The organism is Sediminibacterium sp. (assembly GCF_030695065.1).
Classification (GTDB): domain Bacteria; phylum Bacteroidota; class Bacteroidia; order Chitinophagales; family Chitinophagaceae; genus Sediminibacterium.
Window position 1 is genome coordinate 123552 of record NZ_JAUYTR010000021.1, and the last position, 20921, is coordinate 144472.

Annotated in this window: 18 protein-coding genes; 14 read left to right on the plus strand and 4 right to left on the minus strand. The window is 34.6% G+C overall.

The genetic code is table 11. From position 1 onward, the window contains the following. The first annotated feature begins 9 nt into the window (after positions 1-9). The 14 genes from mgtE to Q8S25_RS10275 all read left to right on the plus strand — a co-directional run bounded on the left by mgtE (position 10) and on the right by Q8S25_RS10275 (position 17806). Positions 10-1401, plus strand: a complete 1392-nt coding sequence (gene mgtE / locus Q8S25_RS10210; RefSeq protein WP_305537375.1) for a magnesium transporter — start codon at positions 10-12, stop codon at positions 1399-1401. Between the two features lie 43 nt (positions 1402-1444). Continuing rightward, positions 1445-3106, plus strand: coding sequence for a DUF3472 domain-containing protein (locus tag Q8S25_RS10215; protein WP_305537376.1), 1662 nt, complete (start codon positions 1445-1447; stop codon positions 3104-3106). A 44-nt stretch (positions 3107-3150) separates the two neighbouring features. Further along, entirely contained in the window at positions 3151-4644 is a 1494-nt protein-coding gene (locus tag Q8S25_RS10220; RefSeq protein ID WP_305537378.1) for a S10 family peptidase, read from the plus strand. Then, complete coding sequence (locus Q8S25_RS10225) at positions 4613-5221, plus strand: sigma-70 family RNA polymerase sigma factor (protein WP_305537380.1); 609 nt, start codon at positions 4613-4615, stop codon at positions 5219-5221. Before Q8S25_RS10220 ends, Q8S25_RS10225 begins: the two co-directional genes overlap by 32 nt. Positions 5222-5283: 62 nt before the next feature. Further along, a complete protein-coding gene (locus Q8S25_RS10230) occupies positions 5284-6363 on the plus strand; it encodes a FecR family protein (protein WP_305537382.1) in 1080 nt (359 codons plus the stop codon). 136 nt (positions 6364-6499) lie between these two features. Continuing rightward, positions 6500-9832: a TonB-dependent receptor gene (locus Q8S25_RS10235; protein WP_305537383.1), complete on the plus strand. Its 3333-nt coding sequence runs from the start codon at positions 6500-6502 to the stop codon at positions 9830-9832. Positions 9833-9856: 24 nt separating this feature from the next. Then, the gene (locus tag Q8S25_RS10240) at positions 9857-11407 is read left to right on the plus strand and encodes a RagB/SusD family nutrient uptake outer membrane protein (protein WP_305537385.1); all 1551 of its coding nucleotides are present in this window, start codon (positions 9857-9859) and stop codon (positions 11405-11407) included. Positions 11408-11429: 22 nt separating this feature from the next. After that, positions 11430-12356: a LamG-like jellyroll fold domain-containing protein gene (locus tag Q8S25_RS10245; RefSeq protein ID WP_305537387.1), complete on the plus strand. Its 927-nt coding sequence runs from the start codon at positions 11430-11432 to the stop codon at positions 12354-12356. 87 nt (positions 12357-12443) lie between these two features. Continuing rightward, a complete protein-coding gene (locus Q8S25_RS10250; RefSeq protein WP_305537390.1) occupies positions 12444-13790 on the plus strand; it encodes a glucoamylase family protein in 1347 nt (448 codons plus the stop codon). A 2-nt stretch (positions 13791-13792) separates the two neighbouring features. Beyond that, positions 13793-14635 (plus strand): endonuclease/exonuclease/phosphatase family protein, encoded by an 843-nt coding sequence (locus Q8S25_RS10255; protein ID WP_305537392.1) that lies wholly within the window; start codon positions 13793-13795, stop codon positions 14633-14635. Between the two features lie 6 nt (positions 14636-14641). Continuing rightward, the gene (locus Q8S25_RS10260) at positions 14642-15310 is read left to right on the plus strand and encodes a GDSL-type esterase/lipase family protein (RefSeq protein WP_305537394.1); all 669 of its coding nucleotides are present in this window, start codon (positions 14642-14644) and stop codon (positions 15308-15310) included. A gap of 66 nt (positions 15311-15376) precedes the next feature. Further along, positions 15377-15970, plus strand: a complete 594-nt coding sequence (locus Q8S25_RS10265; protein ID WP_305537396.1) for a Crp/Fnr family transcriptional regulator — start codon at positions 15377-15379, stop codon at positions 15968-15970. Positions 15971-15996: 26 nt separating this feature from the next. Continuing rightward, positions 15997-17172 carry a hypothetical protein gene (locus tag Q8S25_RS10270; RefSeq protein ID WP_305537398.1) on the plus strand — a complete coding sequence of 392 codons (1176 nt, stop codon included), beginning with the start codon at positions 15997-15999 and terminating at the stop codon, positions 17170-17172. A gap of 73 nt (positions 17173-17245) precedes the next feature. Beyond that, positions 17246-17806, plus strand: coding sequence for a fasciclin domain-containing protein (locus Q8S25_RS10275; RefSeq protein ID WP_305537400.1), 561 nt, complete (start codon positions 17246-17248; stop codon positions 17804-17806). A gap of 5 nt (positions 17807-17811) precedes the next feature. Here Q8S25_RS10275 and Q8S25_RS10280 read toward each other — a convergent pair whose 3' ends face one another. The 4 genes from Q8S25_RS10280 to Q8S25_RS10295 are packed head-to-tail and all read right to left on the minus strand — an operon-like array spanning position 17812 to position 20919. Continuing rightward, on the minus strand, positions 17812-18183 hold the full coding sequence (locus Q8S25_RS10280; protein ID WP_305537402.1) for a group III truncated hemoglobin: 372 nt from the start codon (positions 18181-18183) through the stop codon (positions 17812-17814). A 30-nt stretch (positions 18184-18213) separates the two neighbouring features. After that, positions 18214-18981 carry an ABC transporter permease subunit gene (locus tag Q8S25_RS10285; protein ID WP_305537404.1) on the minus strand — a complete coding sequence of 256 codons (768 nt, stop codon included), beginning with the start codon at positions 18979-18981 and terminating at the stop codon, positions 18214-18216. Next, positions 18965-19687, minus strand: a complete 723-nt coding sequence (locus Q8S25_RS10290; protein WP_305537406.1) for an ABC transporter ATP-binding protein — start codon at positions 19685-19687, stop codon at positions 18965-18967. Before Q8S25_RS10290 ends, Q8S25_RS10285 begins: the two co-directional genes overlap by 17 nt. Further along, positions 19684-20919 carry a nitrous oxide reductase family maturation protein NosD gene (locus Q8S25_RS10295; protein ID WP_305537408.1) on the minus strand — a complete coding sequence of 412 codons (1236 nt, stop codon included), beginning with the start codon at positions 20917-20919 and terminating at the stop codon, positions 19684-19686. Before Q8S25_RS10295 ends, Q8S25_RS10290 begins: the two co-directional genes overlap by 4 nt. Positions 20920-20921 lie beyond the last annotated feature (2 nt).

Consider the following 20921-nt stretch of genomic DNA (forward strand, 5'->3'; position numbering starts at 1 on the left):
ATTGTAATTATGTCTTTGGAACTGGAACAACCTAATTTATTTGAACAATTTGAATTGTTAATTCAAAACGAAGATACCCTTGAAATAAGGGAGTTTTTGAACGATCAAAATATTAGTGATGTTGCAGATTTAATAAATGAGTATCCTGAATACGAAGCTAGAATAGTGGCCAATATGGCTATACATAGGGCCGCGAGCGTATTTAAAATTTTGGACATTGCCCAGCAAAAAGATATTGTAAAAGAATTGCCTTCTGCTAAAACAGCAGAATTATTGAATGAGTTGCCTGCAGATGACCGAACTGACTTTTTAGAAGAATTGCCCAAAGCAGCCATTAGAGATTTAATCAAATTGTTAGATCCAGAGGAAAGAAAAATAACCCTATCCTTATTGGGATATCCAGAAGATAGTGTGGGTAGATTAATGACGCCAGATTATGTTTATGTGTACTTACACAATACCATGTCTGAAGTGTTCGATACCATTCGTAAATATGCCAGAAACAGTGAAACCATTGATGTTATTTACGTAATTGATGAGAATGGTTTATTAATTGATGATGTTAGAATTAGAGATATTATTTTGGCATCGCCAGAAAAAAGGATTGAGGATGTAATAGATGGGCGGGTAGTTTCTTTGCAAGTAAATGATGACCAAGAAATTGCCAGTCAAGTATTTAAAATGAATAATCGCGTGGCATTGCCTGTTGTAGACGAAAACAATATTTTATTAGGAATTGTAACCATTGATGATATGTTATGGGTAGCTAATGAAGAGTTTAGTGAAGACATGCAGAAAATGGGAGGTACCGAAGCCTTGAATGAACCTTATTTAGATATTCCTTTATTGAAACTATTTAGAAAACGAGTAGGCTGGTTAATCATTTTATTTATTGGAGAGTTACTAACAGCAACTGCAATGGGACATTTTGAAGACGAAATTGCAAAAGCATTGATATTGGCATTATTTGTTCCCTTAATTATATCTAGTGGAGGCAATAGTGGATCTCAAGCTTCAACTTTGATTATTCAAGCTATGGCAGTTGGAGAAATTTATATTTCAGATTGGTGGAGGGTATTAAAAAGAGAAATCATCAGTGGAGTTTTATTAGGATCGGTACTGGGTTTGTTGGGTTTTTTTAGAGTTGCAATATGGCATTCCATCATCCCTAATGTTTATGGCCCTCATTGGGCAATGATTGGAGCAACAGTTGGATTTTCGCTCATTGGGGTAGTATTGTGGGGCACATTAACAGGTTCTATGTTGCCCATCTTATTAAAGAAGTTAGGCGCTGACCCAGCAGTTTCTTCGGCTCCCTTTGTAGCTACATTGGTAGATGTTACTGGTTTAATCATCTATTTTAGTTTTGCCTATCTTTTTTTAGAAGGATTGCTTTTGTAAAAGTCTGCTTTGATTTTCCTAAGTTTAAGTATAATTAATGCTTATGAATCGCTTCTTTTTATTGTGTTGTCTTTGTTTTTCTATATCTATTCTAACTGCTCAAACAGTTTTAATTCCTGCTTATACTGGTTATGCTTTGCCTACTGAAAAAGAAGATATTCAATTGTTTTCTGCAAAAAATGGTTTGCAAAATTGGGTGGATACTAAACAGAGAATAAGCTGGTTTATTTATATAAAAAAACCGGGTGAGCTTCAATTGAGTTTGTTGTCTAATAAAATAAATACCGGATCTACCATTGAAGTTTCCCTTGCAGGTAAGTCCTTTCAAACTAAAATGATTTCAGGAGCAGCACAAAAAAAAACGGCTGTAGGAAAAGTGATGATAGTAGATACGGGTTTTTATTCAATCACCATTTCTAGTATTAAAAAAGTGGGTAAATCTATTGCTAATATTCAATCATTGGAGTTGAAAGGACCCGCTACAGAGGGAATGCATTTTAACCCAGTAGAAAGAAGAAATGCCGCTTCGGTTCATTTAAAATATCCAATTGCAGATTCTGTAAAAGCAATGGCATTTTATAATGAAATCATAGTGCCTGAAGATGCAAATCATTTGTACAGCTATTATATGGCTTGTGGATTTAAGAGGGGATATTTTGGCATACAGGTAAATAGCCCAACAGAAAGAAGGGTTATTTTTTCGGTTTGGGATGCAGGCAATGAAGCAATTGATCGCAACAAAGTGCCCGATTCAAATAAAGTAAAACTATTGGCTAAAGGGTACAATGTAGTAGCGAATGATTTTGGGAATGAGGGAACAGGTGGACACAGTCATTTTGTATATCCTTGGAAAACTGGGGAGAAATACCAGTTTATGGTTTTTGCATTAACAGACAGTGCAAAAGCAAGTACTATTTATTCTGGATACTTTTTTATTCCAGAAACAGGGAAATGGAAATTGATTGCAAGCTTTCGAGCCCCAAAAGATGGAAACTATTTGCAAAATCTATATTCCTTTAGTGAAAATTTCTGGGGATTAAATGGTCAGTTAGAACGCAAAGCATATTTTGGAAACCAATGGATTCAAAAATCAAACGGACGTTGGGAAGAATTACTATCAAGTAAATTTTCTTATGATGCAACCGGTAAAGCGGGTCATCGAATTGATTATAGTGCTGGGGTAGAGGGGAAACAATTTTATTTAAGCCATGGTGGATTTAAGCCCGCTAATATTCAATTTGGACAAAGCTTATTCAGGCAACCAACTGGTCAAAGACCCAATGTAGATTTAAATAGAAATGCTGATTCTCTAGAGCAGGCTTTGGTAGACATAGAAACGATTAAGGCCGCAGTAGGTAAAGGGACCATTGATACAACTGGTAATGAGTCTTCGGTATACTACCATATTGTTAAACAAGGGGACGGGAAAGCAATTAAAGTAACCGATACGGTTAGTGTTTACTACAAGGGCAAGTTACTGTCGGATGGAAGTATTTTTGATCAAACCAAAGAGAAGCCTGCTACTTTTCCTTTGAATCGGTTAATCAAAGGCTGGCAGTTGGCAGTTCCAAAAATTAATGTGGGCGGCATTATTACCGTCATCATTCCATCGGGGCAAGCTTATGGAATTAGAAGCAGGAGCAAAGACATCCCTGCCAATAGTGTGTTGGTGTTTGATATTGAAGTGTTGGATGCTCGGCAATAAATTTTTTAACTTAACTTGAATTCGAATCCAATATTAATATTTATATGAAAAAGTATATTTTCTTTTTTATTTTATTAGCGCCCATTTCTTTTTTACTAGCGCAAAAGATTGCCCCTGTTATTGAACCTACACCTGCGGGTGTCTCTGTAGTAACAACAAAGAATAGTGTTACAATTGCGGGAAAAAAAGTGGATTATACTGCATACACAGGTTACCTGCATTTGAAAAATGATACAGGTAAGTTAATTGCAAAAATGTTCTTTACTTACTATAAAAAAGAAGGGGATGATGCCATAAAGCGACCTATTACATTCACTTTTAATGGTGGTCCAGGTTCATCTTCTGTTTGGTTGCATATGGGAGGATTAGGCCCAAAGAGAGTTCAATTTAACGACGAAGGGTTTTCTGAAGGTCCTCCATATTCTTTTATTAGCAATGAATACAGTTGGTTAGATAAAACTGATTTAGTTTTTATTGATCCGGTTTCAACAGGTTTTAGTAGACCTGCTCCAGGTGAGAATCCTAAGCAGTTTCATGGGTTTAACGAAGATGTAGCATCTATGGCATCATTCATCAGACATTTTTTATCTAGGTATGAAAGATGGGGTTCTCCAAAATACTTAGCTGGAGAAAGTTATGGTACAACAAGAGCTGCTGGGTTATCCAAATATTTACAAGACAGACATAGAATTTATCTGAATGGAATTTTCATGATATCTGCTGTGCTAAATTTTGGCACTAATGATTATTATGTAGGGAATGATTTGCCAAGGGCTTTATATATTCCGTCTTTCACTGCAGCTGCTTGGTATCATAAAAAATTAGCCCCTGCATTACAAGCTAATTTACAAAACACACTCAAAGAAGCGGAGGCTTTTGCTATTGGACCATACGCGTCTGCGCTCATTAAAGGTGGTTGGTTATCAGAATCTGAAAAGAATGCGATAGCCGAGAAAATGAGCTACTATACCGGATTGTCTAAGGAATATTGTTTGCAAGCAAACTTAAGGGTAGAGGAAAGTAGATTTTACAAAGAGCTAAGAAGAAAAGATGGGTTAAGTATTGGCCGTTTAGATGCTAGATTTACTGGTAGAGATATTGACGATGCAGGGGAAGTGAACAGTTTTGATCCATCTTTTGCCAATATTGATGGGCCTTTTACAGCAACTATTAATGATTATTTTCAAAGAGAACTGAACTTTAAAGAGGAAAATGGGTATAATATTTTTGGAGATGTGTATCCTTGGAATTACAATAATGTTCAAAATCAGTTCTTAAATGTTGCAGAAAGTTTAAGAGATGCAATGAGTAAGAACCCAGATTTAAAAGTATATATGGGAGCTGGATATTATGATTTTGCTACTCCATATTTTACGGCTAAGTATGATATTGAACATATGTTTTTAAGGCCCGAACAAAGAAAAAATGTACAATTCTATTTTTATGAATCAGGTCATATGTACTATATTCACAAACCATCACTAGTGCAATTTAAAAAAGACGTAGATGCATTCTTCGAATTCAGTAGGGGGAAATGAGGAAATTAGAGATTTACTAGTTGCTATTGCTTATAACAATGATCAGTCGGCATATCGTGCACTATTTTTTCAATTGCACGGGAAATTAAAGCAATTCTCCTTTTCTATAGTTAGGTCAGAAGAAGAAGCAGAAGATATTGTATCGGAATTATTTGTATTAATCATACAGCGGAAAGAACAACTATGTCAGTTGGACTCTCCGCTGTACTACTTTTATGCTACAGTTCGAAATATGTCGTTGAATTTATTGAAAAAGCAAAAGCGAAGAGCTGGACTTTCAATGGATGAATGGCAGGTTCAATTAAATAGTATTTATTTTAGGCCCGATTTATTGATGATTACAGAAGAAATGGTCTTGAAAATAAAAATGGCCATTAATAGCCTTCCAAACCGATGTAGATTAATTTTTAAGCTAATTAAGGAGGATGGATTAAAATACAAAGAAGTTGCAGAGCTATTGAATATTTCAATCAAAACGGTAGAGGCTCAAATGGCCATTGCTATGCGTAGAATGGCCCAAAGTATGCAGGTTGACCTTCAAGCTAAAACGGTCTTAGAAAAAAAAGTAAAAAAATAATTTAATTTGTTTAGGGGTAAATAGAATACTCAGTTGTTATAGTAATGGAACCAACTATAATAATGAGCCAGGAAAGATTTTGGTTACTAATTGCTAAGAAGATTGCCAAAGAAGCCAACGAGCAGGAACTTGTTGAGCTAAATCAATATATTCAGGATCATCCCGAGTGGCAATTTGCCGTTCAAAATCTAGAGAATATCTGGCAAATACCTCTCCCTGCCAATAAAGCAGCAGCAGAAGATGCATTTATGCTTCACCTCAATAAAATTGCTGGGAGCAGTCCTAATGATTTTTTAGAAGAACAACACCATACTATAAATTCAATCTGGACCATCCCTAAATGGATTTATTATGCTGCAGCTTCTCTATTAATTGTTATAGGATTCACGTATTTCCTACTTAAACCATCATTTTCGCCTACATTGGTAAAAGTTCAACCAGAATCTAATGAAATTTCAACTCGGTTGGGTTCAAAAACACAAGTAAAGTTACCTGATGGGTCAATTGTTTGGTTAAATGGAGGGAGTAAACTTGTTTATCAAAAAGAATACGGCAAAACTTTACGAGAAGTTAGTTTAATAGGGGAAGGATATTTTGACGTGGTAAAAAATAAAGAAGTACCCTTTATCATTAATACTAAGAGTATAAAAATAAAGGTTTTAGGTACTGTTTTTAATGTAAAAGCATATCCCGAAGACAAACAAACAGAAACCAGTCTTATAAGGGGTAAAATTGAAGTGACCATAAAAAATAGGCCAGATAATAAAATTATTTTATCTCCTAATGAGAAACTGATTGTAGAAAATGAACTAATTGAAGCGCAAAACAAGCGTAAATCCATTGAACTAATTCCAACTGTTTCCATTAACAAATTAAAATTCATTTCACCAGATAGTTCTGTTGCAGAAAATCAATGGGTAGAAAATAAATTAGTTTTTAGAGATCAAACTTTTGAAGAGTTGGCATTGATGATGGAGAGATGGTATAATATCAAATTAGAAATTCAATCGGCTTCATTGAAGTCTACAAGAATGAATGGAAATTTTGAAAAAGAAACCATTGATCAGGCTATAGAGGCTTTGAAGTTAATTATACCATTTAAAACTTACCAAAAAGGGAATACGATTATTATTTACCAATAAAATTGCTGCCATATGAGATTAAGATTGAATTCAACATAAAATTGGGCGAAGTTCCGTTGGCGCGGAACCTCGCCAGGTTTAGAAAAGACAAACTGTACAATCTGTAAGTAATTCATAACCCTTTCAATTTGAAAATATGAAAAATAATGAAACACCCGTTGTTTCACACAAAGATCTTTTTATACAAAAGCTTGCCCGAATTATGAAAATCACTACTGCTTTACTGCTACTTGTATCTATGCAAGTTTCTGCAATCGGTTTCTCGCAAAGCCGAATTACCATAAAGATGGCTTCGCTTGACCTTAAAAAAGCATTATTTGAAGTGGAGAAGAAAACCGATTATCGGTTCCTTTTTGCTGAGGAAGTAGTAAAAGGTAAACCTAAAGTGACCATTAATATGGTAGATGCAACTTTAGATGAAATCTTAGGAAAGCTACTGGTGAATACCGGCATTAATTACAAGATACTCGGTACTAATTTAGTAGTGCTGAAAGAAACAAACAATGCTACCAAAGATCTTGCAGAAATTATAGTAAAGGGAAGAATAACTTCTGCTACTGGTGAGCCATTAGCTGGAGTATCTATTCAGGTAAAGGGAACTCAAGTTGGAACCACTTCAGACAACAATGGTGCATTCTCCATTACTGTTTTAGATGAGAATGCTAAATTGCTTATTTCATCTATTGGTTATGAACCACAAGAAATTGCTGTTGCAGGTAAACGAGATGTAAGTATTGCATTAATAACCGCTGTAAACAACCTAGAACAAGTTGTAGTAACAGGTTATGGTACACAACGTAAAAGAGACCTTACAGGTTCTGTAACAACTATTAAAGGAGATGAGTTGGCAAAAATGCCCAATACCAATCCTATTAGCTCTTTACAGGGAAGAGTTGCAGGTTTAACTGTAGCAAATTCTGGTGTGGCAGGAGCAAGTCCGGTCGTTAGAATAAGAGGGGTGAATAGTACCAATAGCGCTAGCCCGGTTTATGTAGTGGATGGTATATTACAAGACAATATTGACTTCTTAAACCCTGCTGATATTGAAACCATCGACATATTAAGAGACCCTTCTTCTATTGCTATTTATGGATTAAGAGGTGCAAATGGAGTAATAGCTATCACTTCCAAAAAAGCTACAAGAGGTCAAACCAGAATCAATTTTCAAAGCACCATAGGTTTTCAAAAAGTGACTGATAAAATTAAGGTGACCGATGCTGCTGGGTTTAAAAAATTGTATGATGCACAGTTAACCAATATTAATGCTGCTCCCTTTGATTATACCAATTATACGGCAAATACAAATTGGCAAAATGAAATTTTGCAAAATGCGTTACTTACAACCAATAACTTAAGTGTTTCTAATAATTCAGAAAAAAGTAGTACTTATTTAAACATTGGGTATAATAAACAGGATGGGGTAGTAAAATTTAATAGCTACGAAAAATACATGATTCGTTTGAATCAAGAAATTCGTTTTAATAGCAATATTAAAGTAGGAGGAGAAATTAATGCATTCCATTGGATTCAAAACCCTGCTGCTGTTAGTTTAACCAATGCGTTATGGGCTGCACCAATAGTTCCAATTAAGCAAGATGCTACAACTTTTTATAGCATGCCTTCTTTTCAACGTGCACAAGTAGGTAATCCAATTGCTTCATTAAATAGAAACAATGGAACAGATATTAATAAAGGGTTTCGATTTATTGGTTCTTTGTATGCCGAAGTGAAATTTTTAAAAGACTTCACATTTAAGTCTTCATTTTTTGCAGATTTAGGGTTTAATAACTCTCGATCTTACACACCGTTGCCATTTACTTTCATCAATTTAGGAGAGGGTACAGCACCAACCAATAGTTTTTATGACAACACAATTAGAACGGGTGTAAGTCAAGAAATGGCAGAATTTAAACGCTACCAACAAGACCATACCTTAACTTATGACAAGCAATTAGGGAATGGACATAAATTAACTGCATTGGTAGGTTTCACTTCTATTTATAGTATTAGTACAAATATCAATGGTAATAGAAGAGATACTTCAGTGAACGTGCCTAATAATCCTGATTTCTGGTATCTCAGTACCATCAATGCCAATAACCCGGGCCTTTATGGCGGCGGTGGAGGCGAAAGTGCCATCATGGGTATGTTTGGAAGATTAAGTTATGCATACCAAAATAAATATTTAGTAAATGCAACTTTAAGAAGAGATGGTAGTTCAAAATTTGCACCACAGAATCGTTGGGGTACTTTTGGATCTGTTGGTTTAGGATGGATTGCATCTGAAGAATCTTTCGTAAGAAAATTCAACTTCATCAATTTCTTGAAATTAAGAGCTGCTTGGGGTGAAACTGGAAATGCAAATGGGTTTGCGGATAATTTATTTAGGCCAGGTATTTCAAATGCTTCAACAGCCATTTTTGGTAACAATGTATATACTGCAATTCAAGCGGCGTATATACCTGATCCAAATTTGCGGTGGGAAGTAGTTAGAGGATTAGATCTTGGGTTCGACTTAAAAACTTTAAACAATCGTTTAAATGTTGAGTTTACTTTTTATAACAGAACCACTTCAGATATTTTAACTGCAGTTACTTTACCCAATGAAACTAGAAGTTATTTTACCAATCTTGGCAAAATAACCAATCAAGGAATAGAGTTAAGTTTAAATTGGACCGATAAAATTGGTAAAGAAATCACCTATTCAATTGCACCAAATTTCAGTTATAATAAAAACACAGTAAATTCTATAGGTGATAAAATTAATTTTCAGCTATTTGGAAATGGCGGTGCTAATTTGACTGAAACAGGCCAATCAATTGGTTATTTCTTTGGATATAGGCAAATTGGAATATACCAGTCTACTGCAGAGTTAGGTAAAATGGCTCGTTTTGGTAATTCATTACCTGGTGATATTGCATATGCGGATATTAATGGAGATGGGTTGTTAACTCCTGCTGATCGTACTTACCTAGGAACACCATTTCCTCCGTTTAGCTATGGATTAAACATCAATGTAGCTTACAAAGGATTTGACTTCACCATTGAAGGACAAGGGGTGGCAGGTAATAAAATTTATACCCAACGAAGAATTGCCAATTTTGCAACATTAAATTATGAAGCCAACAGATTGAATGCTTGGACTGGCGGTGGTACAACTAATGTTGAGCCCATATTAGATAATACAAGAGGGAACAATTTCCTATTCAGTAGTTATTTTTTAGAGCCAGGTGATTATTTCAGATTGCGAACTTTGCAAGTTGGATATACTTTTTCTGATGGATTGCTAAAAAGAGTGGGCATTTCAAAAGCACGTGTTTTTGTTAATGGGCAAAACATTAAAAGCTGGAGTAAGGTAACTGGCTATTCTCCTGAAGCACAAATTGGAAGCATTTTAGGTGGAGGTGCCGATAACGGAACATTCCCTGTTCCAGCAATTTATTCAGTTGGTATCAATGTTACATTTTAAAAGAACGCTTAAAAATATTCAACCATGAATAATTTAATAAATAAAAAAAGCATCAGTAAATGGATGCTGCTACTATTAACCGTAACGGTTTTTACGGCTTGTAAAAAGAATTTTTTAGATACTGCAAGGCAAGGCGGGTATGACGAAGAAAATTACCCTTATCCTGGTGGCTCTGGTCCGTATGATCAATATATTTTTGGGGCATACAATAGTTTGCGTGACTACAATGTACATGTAGATGGATTCATCAATGCAACCAGTATCAGAAGTGATGATGCAGACAAAGGGAGTACGCCATCAGATGGCGGAGCCGATGTAATAAGCATGGATAATTTTCCAGTACTCCCTAATAGTGGAAGAGCAAATGCTTTATGGGTAGGTTATTATGGATTAATCAACAGATGTAATAATACATTGTTCCAAATTGGAACCAACAAACAAATTGTAGCTAATGATGCAGTTAAACTACAGTCTCAAGCTGAAGTGAAATTCATTCGTGGGTATTCTTATTTTATGTTGACTCGATTGTTTGGCAAAGTGCCCATTATTGATACACTATTTACTGATCCTGCTGCACAAAACAATGTGCCACAAAGTTCAGTTGATCAGGTTTACGCATTTATAGAAAGAGACCTCAGCTTTGCTGCAGCTTACTTACCTGCATTTTGGGATGCGGTTAAATTTCCAGGAAGAATCACCAGTGGTGCTGCCAATGGAATGTTGGCTAAGGTTTATTTAACACAGCAAAAATGGGCACAGGCAATGAATGTTGCCAATATGGTCATGAATTCGGGGCAATACAATTTAAGCACACCGTACAATACCATTTTTTCTGAAGAAGGAGAGAATAGTAAAGAATCTATTTTTGAAGTTCAAGCTAGAGCAGATGCTATTAATACAACGTCTCAGGGTATTCAGTACACTAGTTTGCAAGGTGTAAGAGGTGCAGGCCCTTGGGATCTTGGATGGGGATGGAATTCTCCAAGTGCAAATCTTGCAGCTGCTTATGAGCCCAATGACCCAAGAAGAGCAAGAACAATTTTATTCACGAGCACACCAACAACACCTGGCATAACCATTTTTGGAGAAGTAACTCCAGTAGGTTTGCCTAATCCCCGTTACAATCATAAAGTACATACCAATCCAGCAACAAGAGCTGCAGTTGGGAATAGGTTCGGTTGGTGGATGAATGTTCGCATTCTACGATATGCAGATGTTGTGTTAATGTATGCGGAAGCTGCCAATGAATTGGGTGGGGCAAATAATATTACCGCAGCTAAAGCAGCACTTAACAGTGTTCGTTTTAGAGCTAGGGCTGGAAATAATTCCATACTTCCAGATATCACTACCAATGATCAAGCAGTTCTTAGAGACGCTATTAGACAAGAAAGACGAGTAGAATTAGCTATGGAGCACGATCGTTTCTTTGATATTGTTAGATGGGGTATTGCGCAAAATGTTATGAATGCTGCAGGTAAATCTAATTTCAATGCTACCCGAGATGTATTGTTACCAATACCACAAGCACAAATTGATTTAACCGGTGGGGTTTTAAAACAAAATCCTGGCTATTAATTGACTTTTTAAAAATATTGATATGCAATTATTAAATAATAAAATCAAGTATTCAATTCTAGGCTTGTTTACACTGAGCAGCTTAATGCTCTCTTGTAAAAAGGACGGGAATCCCAATAATTTACCGGCTGTTTCTACTGCAGACTATGTAGGTAAGATTGATGGATTTACATCTTCAGATGAAGTGTTTCCAGAGAGCTTAGTAGCATATTGGCCATTTGATAATACCAAAAATGAAACAAAGTCTAATACCGCTCCAGGAACTTCTTTAAATGATAGTTATGTGGCAACCGGCGTTAAAGGGCAAGCACTTAGATTAAATGGAGGGTTTTTATACTATCCTACTCAGTTCAATGCCTTCAAAACTGATGTGTTCAAAAGTTTTGCCATTAGCACTTGGATTCAAATTTCGAATAATGGTTCTAAAAGAACGATGTTATTTCAATTAACCAGACCAGGCGTATTTAACGGGAGTTTGAATTTCTCATTGAATACACAGTCTTTTCCTGCATCTAATACAACTGATCTAAAAGTTCAGCCCACTTTCATCACTATAGGGGGTGGAACGCAAGACAATGTAAATACACTAAGAGATGCGCCAGGTTCTGCTAATTATATGCCATATATCACTCCTCCAATAGGTCCAGATAAATGGGTGCATTTAGCATTGAATTATAATGCAAGCAATGGCTTTTTTGATATTTGGATTAATGGAACAAGAGCTGGTGCATTCCCAAGTAGAGGAACTGGAAATAATAATTTTAAAGCTTATGAACCTAGTGAAGTAATTATTGGTGGTAACTATAATGTTATTCCTGGCAAATCAGTAAGTTCCGATGTAAGCTTTGGCGCAATGACTGGTGTAATAGATGAAATGAGAATTTATAATATTGCATTACCCGATGCACATATTAAAGCGCTTTACAACTTAGGTAAAGCGGGTAAATAATAATAAAAGTTCTTTTTGGGTTGAATACTGGTTTTTTTGATAAATACCCGCCTTAGTGCGGGTATTTTTAATTCATTAAATTATTCTATGAAAAAATATTTATTGCTGATTGTTTGTTTAATGGTGTCCACATTATTTGCACAAAAAAAACAAATGAATGCCAATTCTATTTCACCAAATGATACGGCTTTATTTAGGAAGGTACAGGCTGCCACATTTCAATATTTTTGGACTGGCGCCGAGCCAAACAGCGGATTGGCAAGGGAACGTGTTCATATGGATAATATTTATCCGCAAAATGACCAAGATGTTGTAACAAGTGGGGGAGGTGGTTTTGGGGTCATGGCTATACTAGTAGGAATTGAAAGAAAATTCATTACTAAGGCTGAAGGAATTCAACGACTTGAAACCATCTTACATTTTTTAGAAACTGCAGATCGATTTCATGGTGCATGGCCACATTGGTGGAATGGTAAAACTGGAAAAGTAAAACCTTTCAGTAAATACGATGACGGTGGTGATTTAGTGGAGAGCTCCTTTATGTTGCAAGGATTGTTATGTGTTAGACAATATTTTAAGAACGGGAATAAACAAGAAAAAGCATTAGCTGCAAGAGCAGATAAACTTTGGAAAGAAGTTGATTTCAATTTTTATCGTAATAACCAAAATGTATTGTATTGGCATTGGAGTCCTAACCATGAATGGAAGATGAATTTCCCGGTAAAGGGATACAACGAATGTTTAATCATGTATATCCTGGCAGCATCTTCTCCCACTCATGCTGTACCTGCAGAAGTTTATCATGAGGGGTGGGCAATGAATGGGAAGATTAAGGATACCAAAATCTCCTATAATTTACCCCTAGATTTGAAGCACCAAGGTAATCCACCCAATGGGGGGCCATTGTTTTGGGCACATTATTCATATTTGGGTTTAGATCCTAGAGGACTAAAAGACCAATATGCCGATTATTGGAATGAAACGGTAAATCAAGCTAAAATAAATTACGAGTGGTGTGTACAAAATACTGCGGGATATAAAGGCTATGGCCCCAATAATTGGGGATTAACTGCTAGTTATTCTATAAAGGGCTATGCCGGACATGCACCTAGTAAAGAGAGAGACAAAGGGGTTATTTCACCTACCGCAGCACTCTCATCCTTTCCATATACCCCTAAAGAATCAATGCAAGCAATGAAATTTTGGTACAATGATTTGGGAGATAAGGTTTGGGGGAATTATGGTTTTTATGATGCATTCAGTATTCATCATAATTGGTTTGAGCCAAGGTATTTGGCTATAGATCAAGGACCAATTGTAGTGATGATGGAAAACTATCGAACAGGTTTATTGTGGAAATTATTCATGAGTAGCCCTGAAATTAAACAAGGCTTAACTAAATTAGGATTCAAAAGCCCCTACATAAAAAAATAAATATGAGAAACTGTTTAATTTGGGTTGCTGTTTTTTTGTTTATTACTGATATTAATGCACAGTCAACAGTTAAAGCAATGTCATTTAATATTCGTTTAGATGCTGCTTCTGATGGAGAAAACAGATGGGACCTGCGTAAAAATAGAGTGGCAGACCTCATGCAATATTATGAACCAGATTTTATTGGTGCTCAAGAAGTATTGCATCACCAATTAGCCTATTTAGACAGTAGTTTGGTTCAATACAGTTATATAGGTGTAGGCAGAGACGATGGCAAAACGCTCGGAGAATACTCCTGTATTTTTTATAATCAAGATAAATATACTCCCATTAAACAATCTACTTTTTGGTTAGCGCCAAAATCAGATTCTGTTTGCATGGGTTGGGATGCGGTTTGCAATCGAGTTTGTACATATGGCTTGTTTAAAAACAAAAAAACCAATCAAGTGGTTTGGGTATTCAATACCCATTTTGATCATGTTGGAAAAACAGCTAGAATAGAATCTGCAAAATTGATATTACAAAAAATTAAAGAACTGAATGTTAAGAATGATCCAGTAATTCTATTGGGCGACTTTAATTTAAGACCAACCGAAGAGCCGATTCAAAAAATTGCGAGTGATATGAACAATGCAAGAGCTATTAGTAAAATGGTTTATGGCAATATAGATACTTGGAATGGGTTTAAATTTAAAGAAAAGCCCAATGGGGGAATTGATTATATATTTGTGAATAAGCATAAGCGAATAGTTGTTGAAAAATTTGCAACTATTACAGATTCTTATGATTTAAAATATCCAAGCGACCATTTTCCTGTAATGGCAACTATCACTCTATTAAAATAATCATTAATGAAATCGATTTTTAAAAGCCTATTTGTTTTTTTTATTCTATTACAATTTGGTTCTGGCAATTTTGCTACTGCTCAACCTTTTATTAAAGAAATCAAGGCATTTCAAACTGCTGATAGTATATTAATGCCACCCTCAAGAGCAATTTTATTTGCAGGTAGCTCCTCATTCAGGTTATGGAAAAATATTGAATCAGATTTTCCAAGACATACCATTATTAATAGAGGGTTTGGTGGTTCTTCTTTACCTGATGTTATTCGCTACACCGAGGAGATTTTATTTCCGTACAATCCTAAACAAGTAGTTATTTATTGTGGTGAAAATGATTTTGCGGCAGATCCAACACTTTCAAGTGATTCGGTAGTTGAAAGGTTTAAAACGCTTTTTCAAATGATTCGTAAGCGTAATAAAACTACTCATATTGCATTTGTGAGCATGAAGCCAAGCCCATCTAGGTGGAAAATGAAAAATCAAATGATTGCAGCTAATGAGGGAATTAAACAGTATTTAAAATCACAAAGAAGAACGAATTATGTTGACGTGTGGACTCCTATGTTAGCTGAAAATGGAGAACCAATGAAAGACTTATTTCTTTCGGATAATCTACATATGAACGCAAAAGGCTATGCTATTTGGCAAAAAGCAATAGAGCCTGTTTTAAAAAAATAATTTAATCATTACTGACTGTTTTTTGTTTAACTTCAATAGGTTCTGTTTTTACATTAAACAGCCGATATGCATATTGACATTGATACATTGCTTGCTTATGGTGCTACACCTAAAGAATGGCGCAAGGGAGAACTAATCTTTAGTCAAGGAAACGAAGCCCGTTATTTCCACCAACTTGATGCTGGTATGGTAAAAATGACGAGTTTAACCAATGATGCAAAAGAGTTTATACAAGGTGTTTTTACCGATGGTAATAGTTTTGGAGAACCCGCATTAATGTTATCAAAACCTTATCCTGCAAGTGCATACGCAGTTAGTGATTCAATCATTTATCGATTAAATAAGGAAAAATTTCTATTGTTGCTCGATGATCATCCCGCTTTATTTAAAAAACTATTCAATATATTTTGTGAGCGATTGTATTGTAAAACTTTAACAGCTAATATTTTAGTAAACAATTCCCCTGAAGAGAAATTAATTGGTTTTTTTGATAAGATTAAATCTGAATGTAAGTTAAAAGGAACTGGTCTTGTGCCCTATACAAGGCAACAATTGGCAGATTATACAGGTTTAAGAGTTGAAACTGTTATTCGAACTTTATCTAAATTGGCAGAAAGAAAAATTGTGGTCATTCAAGATCATAAAGTATTTTATAAATGAATGTTACCCGCCTATTAAAAATTGCCATGCTAAATTTAGTTTTAGTAGCCTTGATAGGTGTTTTGATGCGGTATAAAATTGGTTTTGAATTCACATGGGTTAATCAGAAGAATTTACAATTAGCTCATTCCGGATTTGCTTTTTCAGGGTTCATTTCATTTTTGTTAATGATTTTTATAGTTGATTCATTAAAAAAAATATTAGATGAAAGGCAGCTCGATTATTTTAGTAGTATTATTTATCTCAATCTACTATTTGCTTATACTACCTGTATATTGTTTTTCTTAACCGGTTATGGGGTATGGTCGGTATTATCTCAATTGGTTGGGTTGATTGTTGGAGGCTTATTTATTTATCGCTTATTGCGTGTTTTGCCTCTCTTTAAGCAACCTCATATTACTAATTGGTATAAAGCTGCTGGTATCTTTTATTTACTTTCGCTTTTAGCCAATATATGGCTTTTATACATGTTTGTTTCAGGTAAGAAAACCCAACATACTTATTTAGCAGCAACTTATTGGTTTCTTCATTTTCAATACAATGGTTGGTTCTTTTTTGGATGCATGGGATTATTTTTCAATTGGCTTTTTACCAAAGATTTATTAACCAATTTTAATCAACGTACGTTTTGGCTTTTTGCCGCCAGTTGTTTCCCCGCTTACGGACTTTCTGTATTGTGGTTAGAACTTCCTTTATGGGTGTATATTATAATTGTGGTTTCAGCATTTATGCAATTAATTGGTGTAATTCAATTGACCAAATTGATATTAAGCAAACCAATAATCAATTTAATAAAGCAGAACAAAACAGTATTAATGCTTTTCTTCATTTCACTAGGTGCTTTGTTGGTAAAAGTTTTTTTGCAAGGTGGATCAACCATTCCTTTTATCAGTAAACTGGCCTTTGGCTTTAGACCTATTGTGATTGCTTACTTGCATTTAGTATTATTGGCTTTTACTGCTTTGTTTTTAATTGGATACATTTATTTGAATGATTATTTTTCATTTAGTAAGCGCAATTTTTTGGCTACAAAATTATTTGCACTTTTTGTTGTGTTAAACGAAATTGTGTTGGGTATTCAAGGAATTGCTTCTTTGAGTTATACCGTGATTCCTTTCGTAAATGAAATTTTATTAATTATTGCTGCAGGGTTGTTATTATCTAGCATTTTGATGGTTCCGCAAAAGTCTTATAAGCAGTAGCTTTATTTGTGATTACAATCATAAAAAAAACTTTTGCTAAATAGGAACTTAGCCAAAACCATAAATCTCGGTTATGAAAAAAAATGCACTTATCTTATCTTCCATGCTATTGGTATTTAGCATAGGATGTTCAAACGCCAATTCTTCAACTGAGCCCGAAAATTCAAGCTCGGCTACCACATCAGAAACAGGGGCAGGTCAATCTGCAGTTAAAGATGAAATATCAAGCCCCAATATCGTTCAGGTAGCAGTCGGTAGTAAGGATCATAGTACCTTGGTAGCAGCTGTGAAAGCTGCAGAATTGGTGGATGCTTTAAGCAATGCTGGTCCCTTCACTGTTTTTGCTCCAACCAATGCTGCTTTTGAAAAGTTACCTGCTGGCACAGTAGAAGGTTTATTAAAACCAGAGAAGAAAGCTGATTTGAAAAATATTTTAGAGTACCATACCTATGTTGGCGTTCTAAAAGCAGAATACATGCAGGATGGTCAAGAATTTGAACAAGTAAATGGGGGTAAGGTAAAAATTACTAAGAAAGATAATAAGTTATTTGTTAATGGTTCTGAAGTGGTAGCATCAATTGTTACATCAAACGGTATTATTCATGTAATCAATGATGTATTATTGCCTAAATAGTTGATCTAGCTAAACATTTTGATTTGCATTACAGTTGCAATACTCATTGCTCTTTGCTTAGCTAATTCTGCTTTTTCACCTTCAAACAATTCTTCAACTGTTTCGGTAAATAAACTAGTCCATCTTTGAAAATGCTCCATCTTCATGGGGCATTTTTGATGTATGTCTTTATGTTTTGCCATTGGATTACCCTCGTAAGTTCCGGAATAGAATAAAATATTTTCCCAGAATCCGTACATGACAGGCAAATGTGCTGCCCAATTTACGGGCACAATTTCTGTAAAAAAAAATGCTATTAACGGATCTTTTTTTACTTTTTCATAGAAGCTATTGATTAATAACTCTATATCAGCTCTATTAGTAATATCTTTTTTCATAGTAGTTTTTTAATAATTAAATAGTATTAATTACAAATCTTTCTTTTTAAACTTTGATAAGGAATATGCAAATGGCAAAACACCCCAAAGTATCAATAATCCAAGAGAGACGACCATTCCGATTGTAGTGCCAAAAAAATCCTTGAAAATCGCCCCAGTATATCCCATGATAGCAGAAGTGTCTAATTGCAGTAAAATTAATATTCTTGATAGGTCTAATGGGCTTAAAGCAGTCATTAGCACCATTGGTTGTTCAATAGGGTAGTCGGCAAATTGAAAAAGCAGAAAAAGTAAAATTCCGTCAAAGAGTAATGCAAAATAGATCCATAAAACAATGGTTAGCCCAATCCCTTTTGCTTTGTCTTTATATACAATGGTACAAAGCATTGCGATTGATACAAAAATGGTTGTAATCAGAATACCAATACCAATCATTAAAAATGATAAGGGAGGCTCTGCAAAAATGAGCAAAGGAATGCCTGCACCAATAATAAAAGCAGTAACTAGACTACTATTTAAGCCCCAGAATAAACTAAGCCAAATTTTTTTTCTTTTGATTGGATGACTGATCAATAGTTCAATAAATTCAGCACTATTATAGATATATATTGCTGAGAATAATATGGAAACCAGCGGTACAGTTAATAAAATTAAATTTAATAAGGTTAAAATGCCTTTTGCGCTGCTATCTTCTAAAGTAAATGCAGACCATCCAATTAATACCAGGATGAATGTGTAAATCATCACAAACTTGTTCTTCATGATATCTAGCATTACATATTTAAATATTCTTCCCATTTTTTCCAGCTTTTAAAATTTGTAAAATGGCTTTGGAGATTTTTTCTGTTTGGGTATATTTTTTTAATGCTGAAACAGATTGATGAAAGATAATATCTCCTTCTTGCATAAAAATAAGTTCACTAACCATATCGTCTAATTCACTGAGTAGGTGAGAAGTGATTATAATTAATTTCCCTTTTTGTTTTTCAGCAATTATTTTTTGTTTGAGTTTTTCAGCAGCAATTGGATCAAGGCCTGCCGTGGGTTCATCTAATATCAGAATTGCAGGGTTAAACATAAATGCCAATACGGCACTTACTTTTTGCATTGTTCCCCCACTTAGTGTGCTCATTTTTTTATCTAATAATGAATCAAGGTCATATGCCTTATATAAATCATAATCTAACTCAGCATCACTATTTCGAATGCCTTTGATCATCTTTATTATTTGACCGATGGTCATATTTTGAGGGTATCTACCTATTTGAGGCATGTAACCAATTTGCTTTTTGTATAATTCAGCTTTAAGAATGGATTCATTATTCACTAAGATATTTCCTGTATCAGGAATTACCATTCCAAGTATTATTTTAATTAGAGTGGTTTTGCCACATCCATTCGGCCCAACTAATGCGATGCATTCACCTTTGTTTAAGAAGAGGTCAACGGAATTTAAAACGGAAAGTTTTCCAAATTTTTTCGATATTTTTTCAATCTGAATCATAATTTCAACAAGTTCATTAATGGTTTTTCATCAATAAAATTTTCTGGCGTAAGGCTTGGGATTTTCTTCTCCGATTGATCAAGCAGTGTTACAATAAGACTTCTGTATAATAACATAGCTGTTGGATTATTCTCTACTATTACTGAATATAAACTCAATGGTCTATAAGGGACGTCTCCAATTTTGTCTTTATTTAAGTCGTATCCAGTGTATTTATCCCAATAGTTGTATTGAAACTTATTCAATAATAAAGTTCCATTAGTACTTACATCAAAAGTATTTTTTAAAAAATTGTTGCTTTGAATAGTATTATCCATACAGTTGGCTTGTATTTTTAGTCCCCATCCATTATTGCTAAAGGCATTTTTTTCTACGATAGTTCTATTGCAGCCATCCATAAAAATAGCTGCCGTATTTTTATTAAATGTATTTCCAGACAAATGGCAGTCAGATATTTCTTTTAATAATATTCCATATGCAGCATCCCCCCAATTTTCATTGAAAGTGTTATTCATCATGGTAATTTTTTTTGAAAACATAACAGCCACACCTGCTCCATTTCTACTGAATATATTTGTGAAATAAGCATCGTTATTAGAATTCATAAAATGTAAACCATACCTAATATTATCAGTTACCGTATTTCTCCAGATTACTGAATTATTTACAAATTCAAAATAGATTCCATCTCTGCATCCTTTCATACTATTGCCAATGATTTGTAAACTGTCGCTTTTCCAACAGTGTATTCCATTGCCTATAGTTTGTTCTTCTTTTCCAAATGCAACGATTTTATTGTTTTTGATTAAACAGTGGGTACTGAATTGGATGTATATGCCAAAAAAGTTATCGTATAATTCATTATCAATGATGGTTACTCTTGTTGCATCATATACTTTAATGCCCCCCGGATCATCTAAGCTTGCATATCCAGAATGCTGAACTCTCAAGCCACGAATGGTAACATAACTAGATTTAACTGAAAGTACTTCGTATTTTTTATCTCCGTCTAAAATTGGTCTATCTATACCAAACAACGTAATTGATTTGTTAACAATAATATTGCCTTCTTTGTACAGCCCTTTATGTATATAAACAGTATCCCCATTTTCTGTTTTTTCTAACGCTGCTTTAATCGTTTTAAAAGAATGATTTGATCCAACGTGTAAGCTTTTGGCAATAAGCGCATATTTGCTAGTTAAGAGTAACAGCGTAATCAATATCCATTTCATCC

Coding starts and splice junctions, on each gene's coding strand:
- Q8S25_RS10290 (WP_305537406.1), bottom strand. CDS start 19,687: ATGATTCAGATTGAAAAAATATCGAAAAAATTTGGAAAACTTTCCGTT.
- Q8S25_RS10295 (WP_305537408.1), bottom strand. CDS start 20,919: ATGAAATGGATATTGATTACGCTGTTACTCTTAACTAGCAAATATGCG.
- Q8S25_RS10265 (WP_305537396.1), top strand. CDS start 15,377: ATGCATATTGACATTGATACATTGCTTGCTTATGGTGCTACACCTAAA.
- Q8S25_RS10215 (WP_305537376.1), top strand. CDS start 1,445: ATGAATCGCTTCTTTTTATTGTGTTGTCTTTGTTTTTCTATATCTATT.
- Q8S25_RS10235 (WP_305537383.1), top strand. CDS start 6,500: ATGAAAAATAATGAAACACCCGTTGTTTCACACAAAGATCTTTTTATA.
- Q8S25_RS10225 (WP_305537380.1), top strand. CDS start 4,613: ATGCATTCTTCGAATTCAGTAGGGGGAAATGAGGAAATTAGAGATTTA.
- Q8S25_RS10220 (WP_305537378.1), top strand. CDS start 3,151: ATGAAAAAGTATATTTTCTTTTTTATTTTATTAGCGCCCATTTCTTTT.
- Q8S25_RS10275 (WP_305537400.1), top strand. CDS start 17,246: ATGAAAAAAAATGCACTTATCTTATCTTCCATGCTATTGGTATTTAGC.
- Q8S25_RS10280 (WP_305537402.1), bottom strand. CDS start 18,183: ATGAAAAAAGATATTACTAATAGAGCTGATATAGAGTTATTAATCAAT.
- Q8S25_RS10245 (WP_305537387.1), top strand. CDS start 11,430: ATGCAATTATTAAATAATAAAATCAAGTATTCAATTCTAGGCTTGTTT.
- Q8S25_RS10250 (WP_305537390.1), top strand. CDS start 12,444: ATGAAAAAATATTTATTGCTGATTGTTTGTTTAATGGTGTCCACATTA.
- Q8S25_RS10260 (WP_305537394.1), top strand. CDS start 14,642: ATGAAATCGATTTTTAAAAGCCTATTTGTTTTTTTTATTCTATTACAA.
- Q8S25_RS10230 (WP_305537382.1), top strand. CDS start 5,284: ATGAGCCAGGAAAGATTTTGGTTACTAATTGCTAAGAAGATTGCCAAA.
- Q8S25_RS10285 (WP_305537404.1), bottom strand. CDS start 18,981: ATGGGAAGAATATTTAAATATGTAATGCTAGATATCATGAAGAACAAG.
- Q8S25_RS10270 (WP_305537398.1), top strand. CDS start 15,997: ATGCTAAATTTAGTTTTAGTAGCCTTGATAGGTGTTTTGATGCGGTAT.
- Q8S25_RS10255 (WP_305537392.1), top strand. CDS start 13,793: ATGAGAAACTGTTTAATTTGGGTTGCTGTTTTTTTGTTTATTACTGAT.
- mgtE (WP_305537375.1), top strand. CDS start 10: ATGTCTTTGGAACTGGAACAACCTAATTTATTTGAACAATTTGAATTG.
- Q8S25_RS10240 (WP_305537385.1), top strand. CDS start 9,857: ATGAATAATTTAATAAATAAAAAAAGCATCAGTAAATGGATGCTGCTA.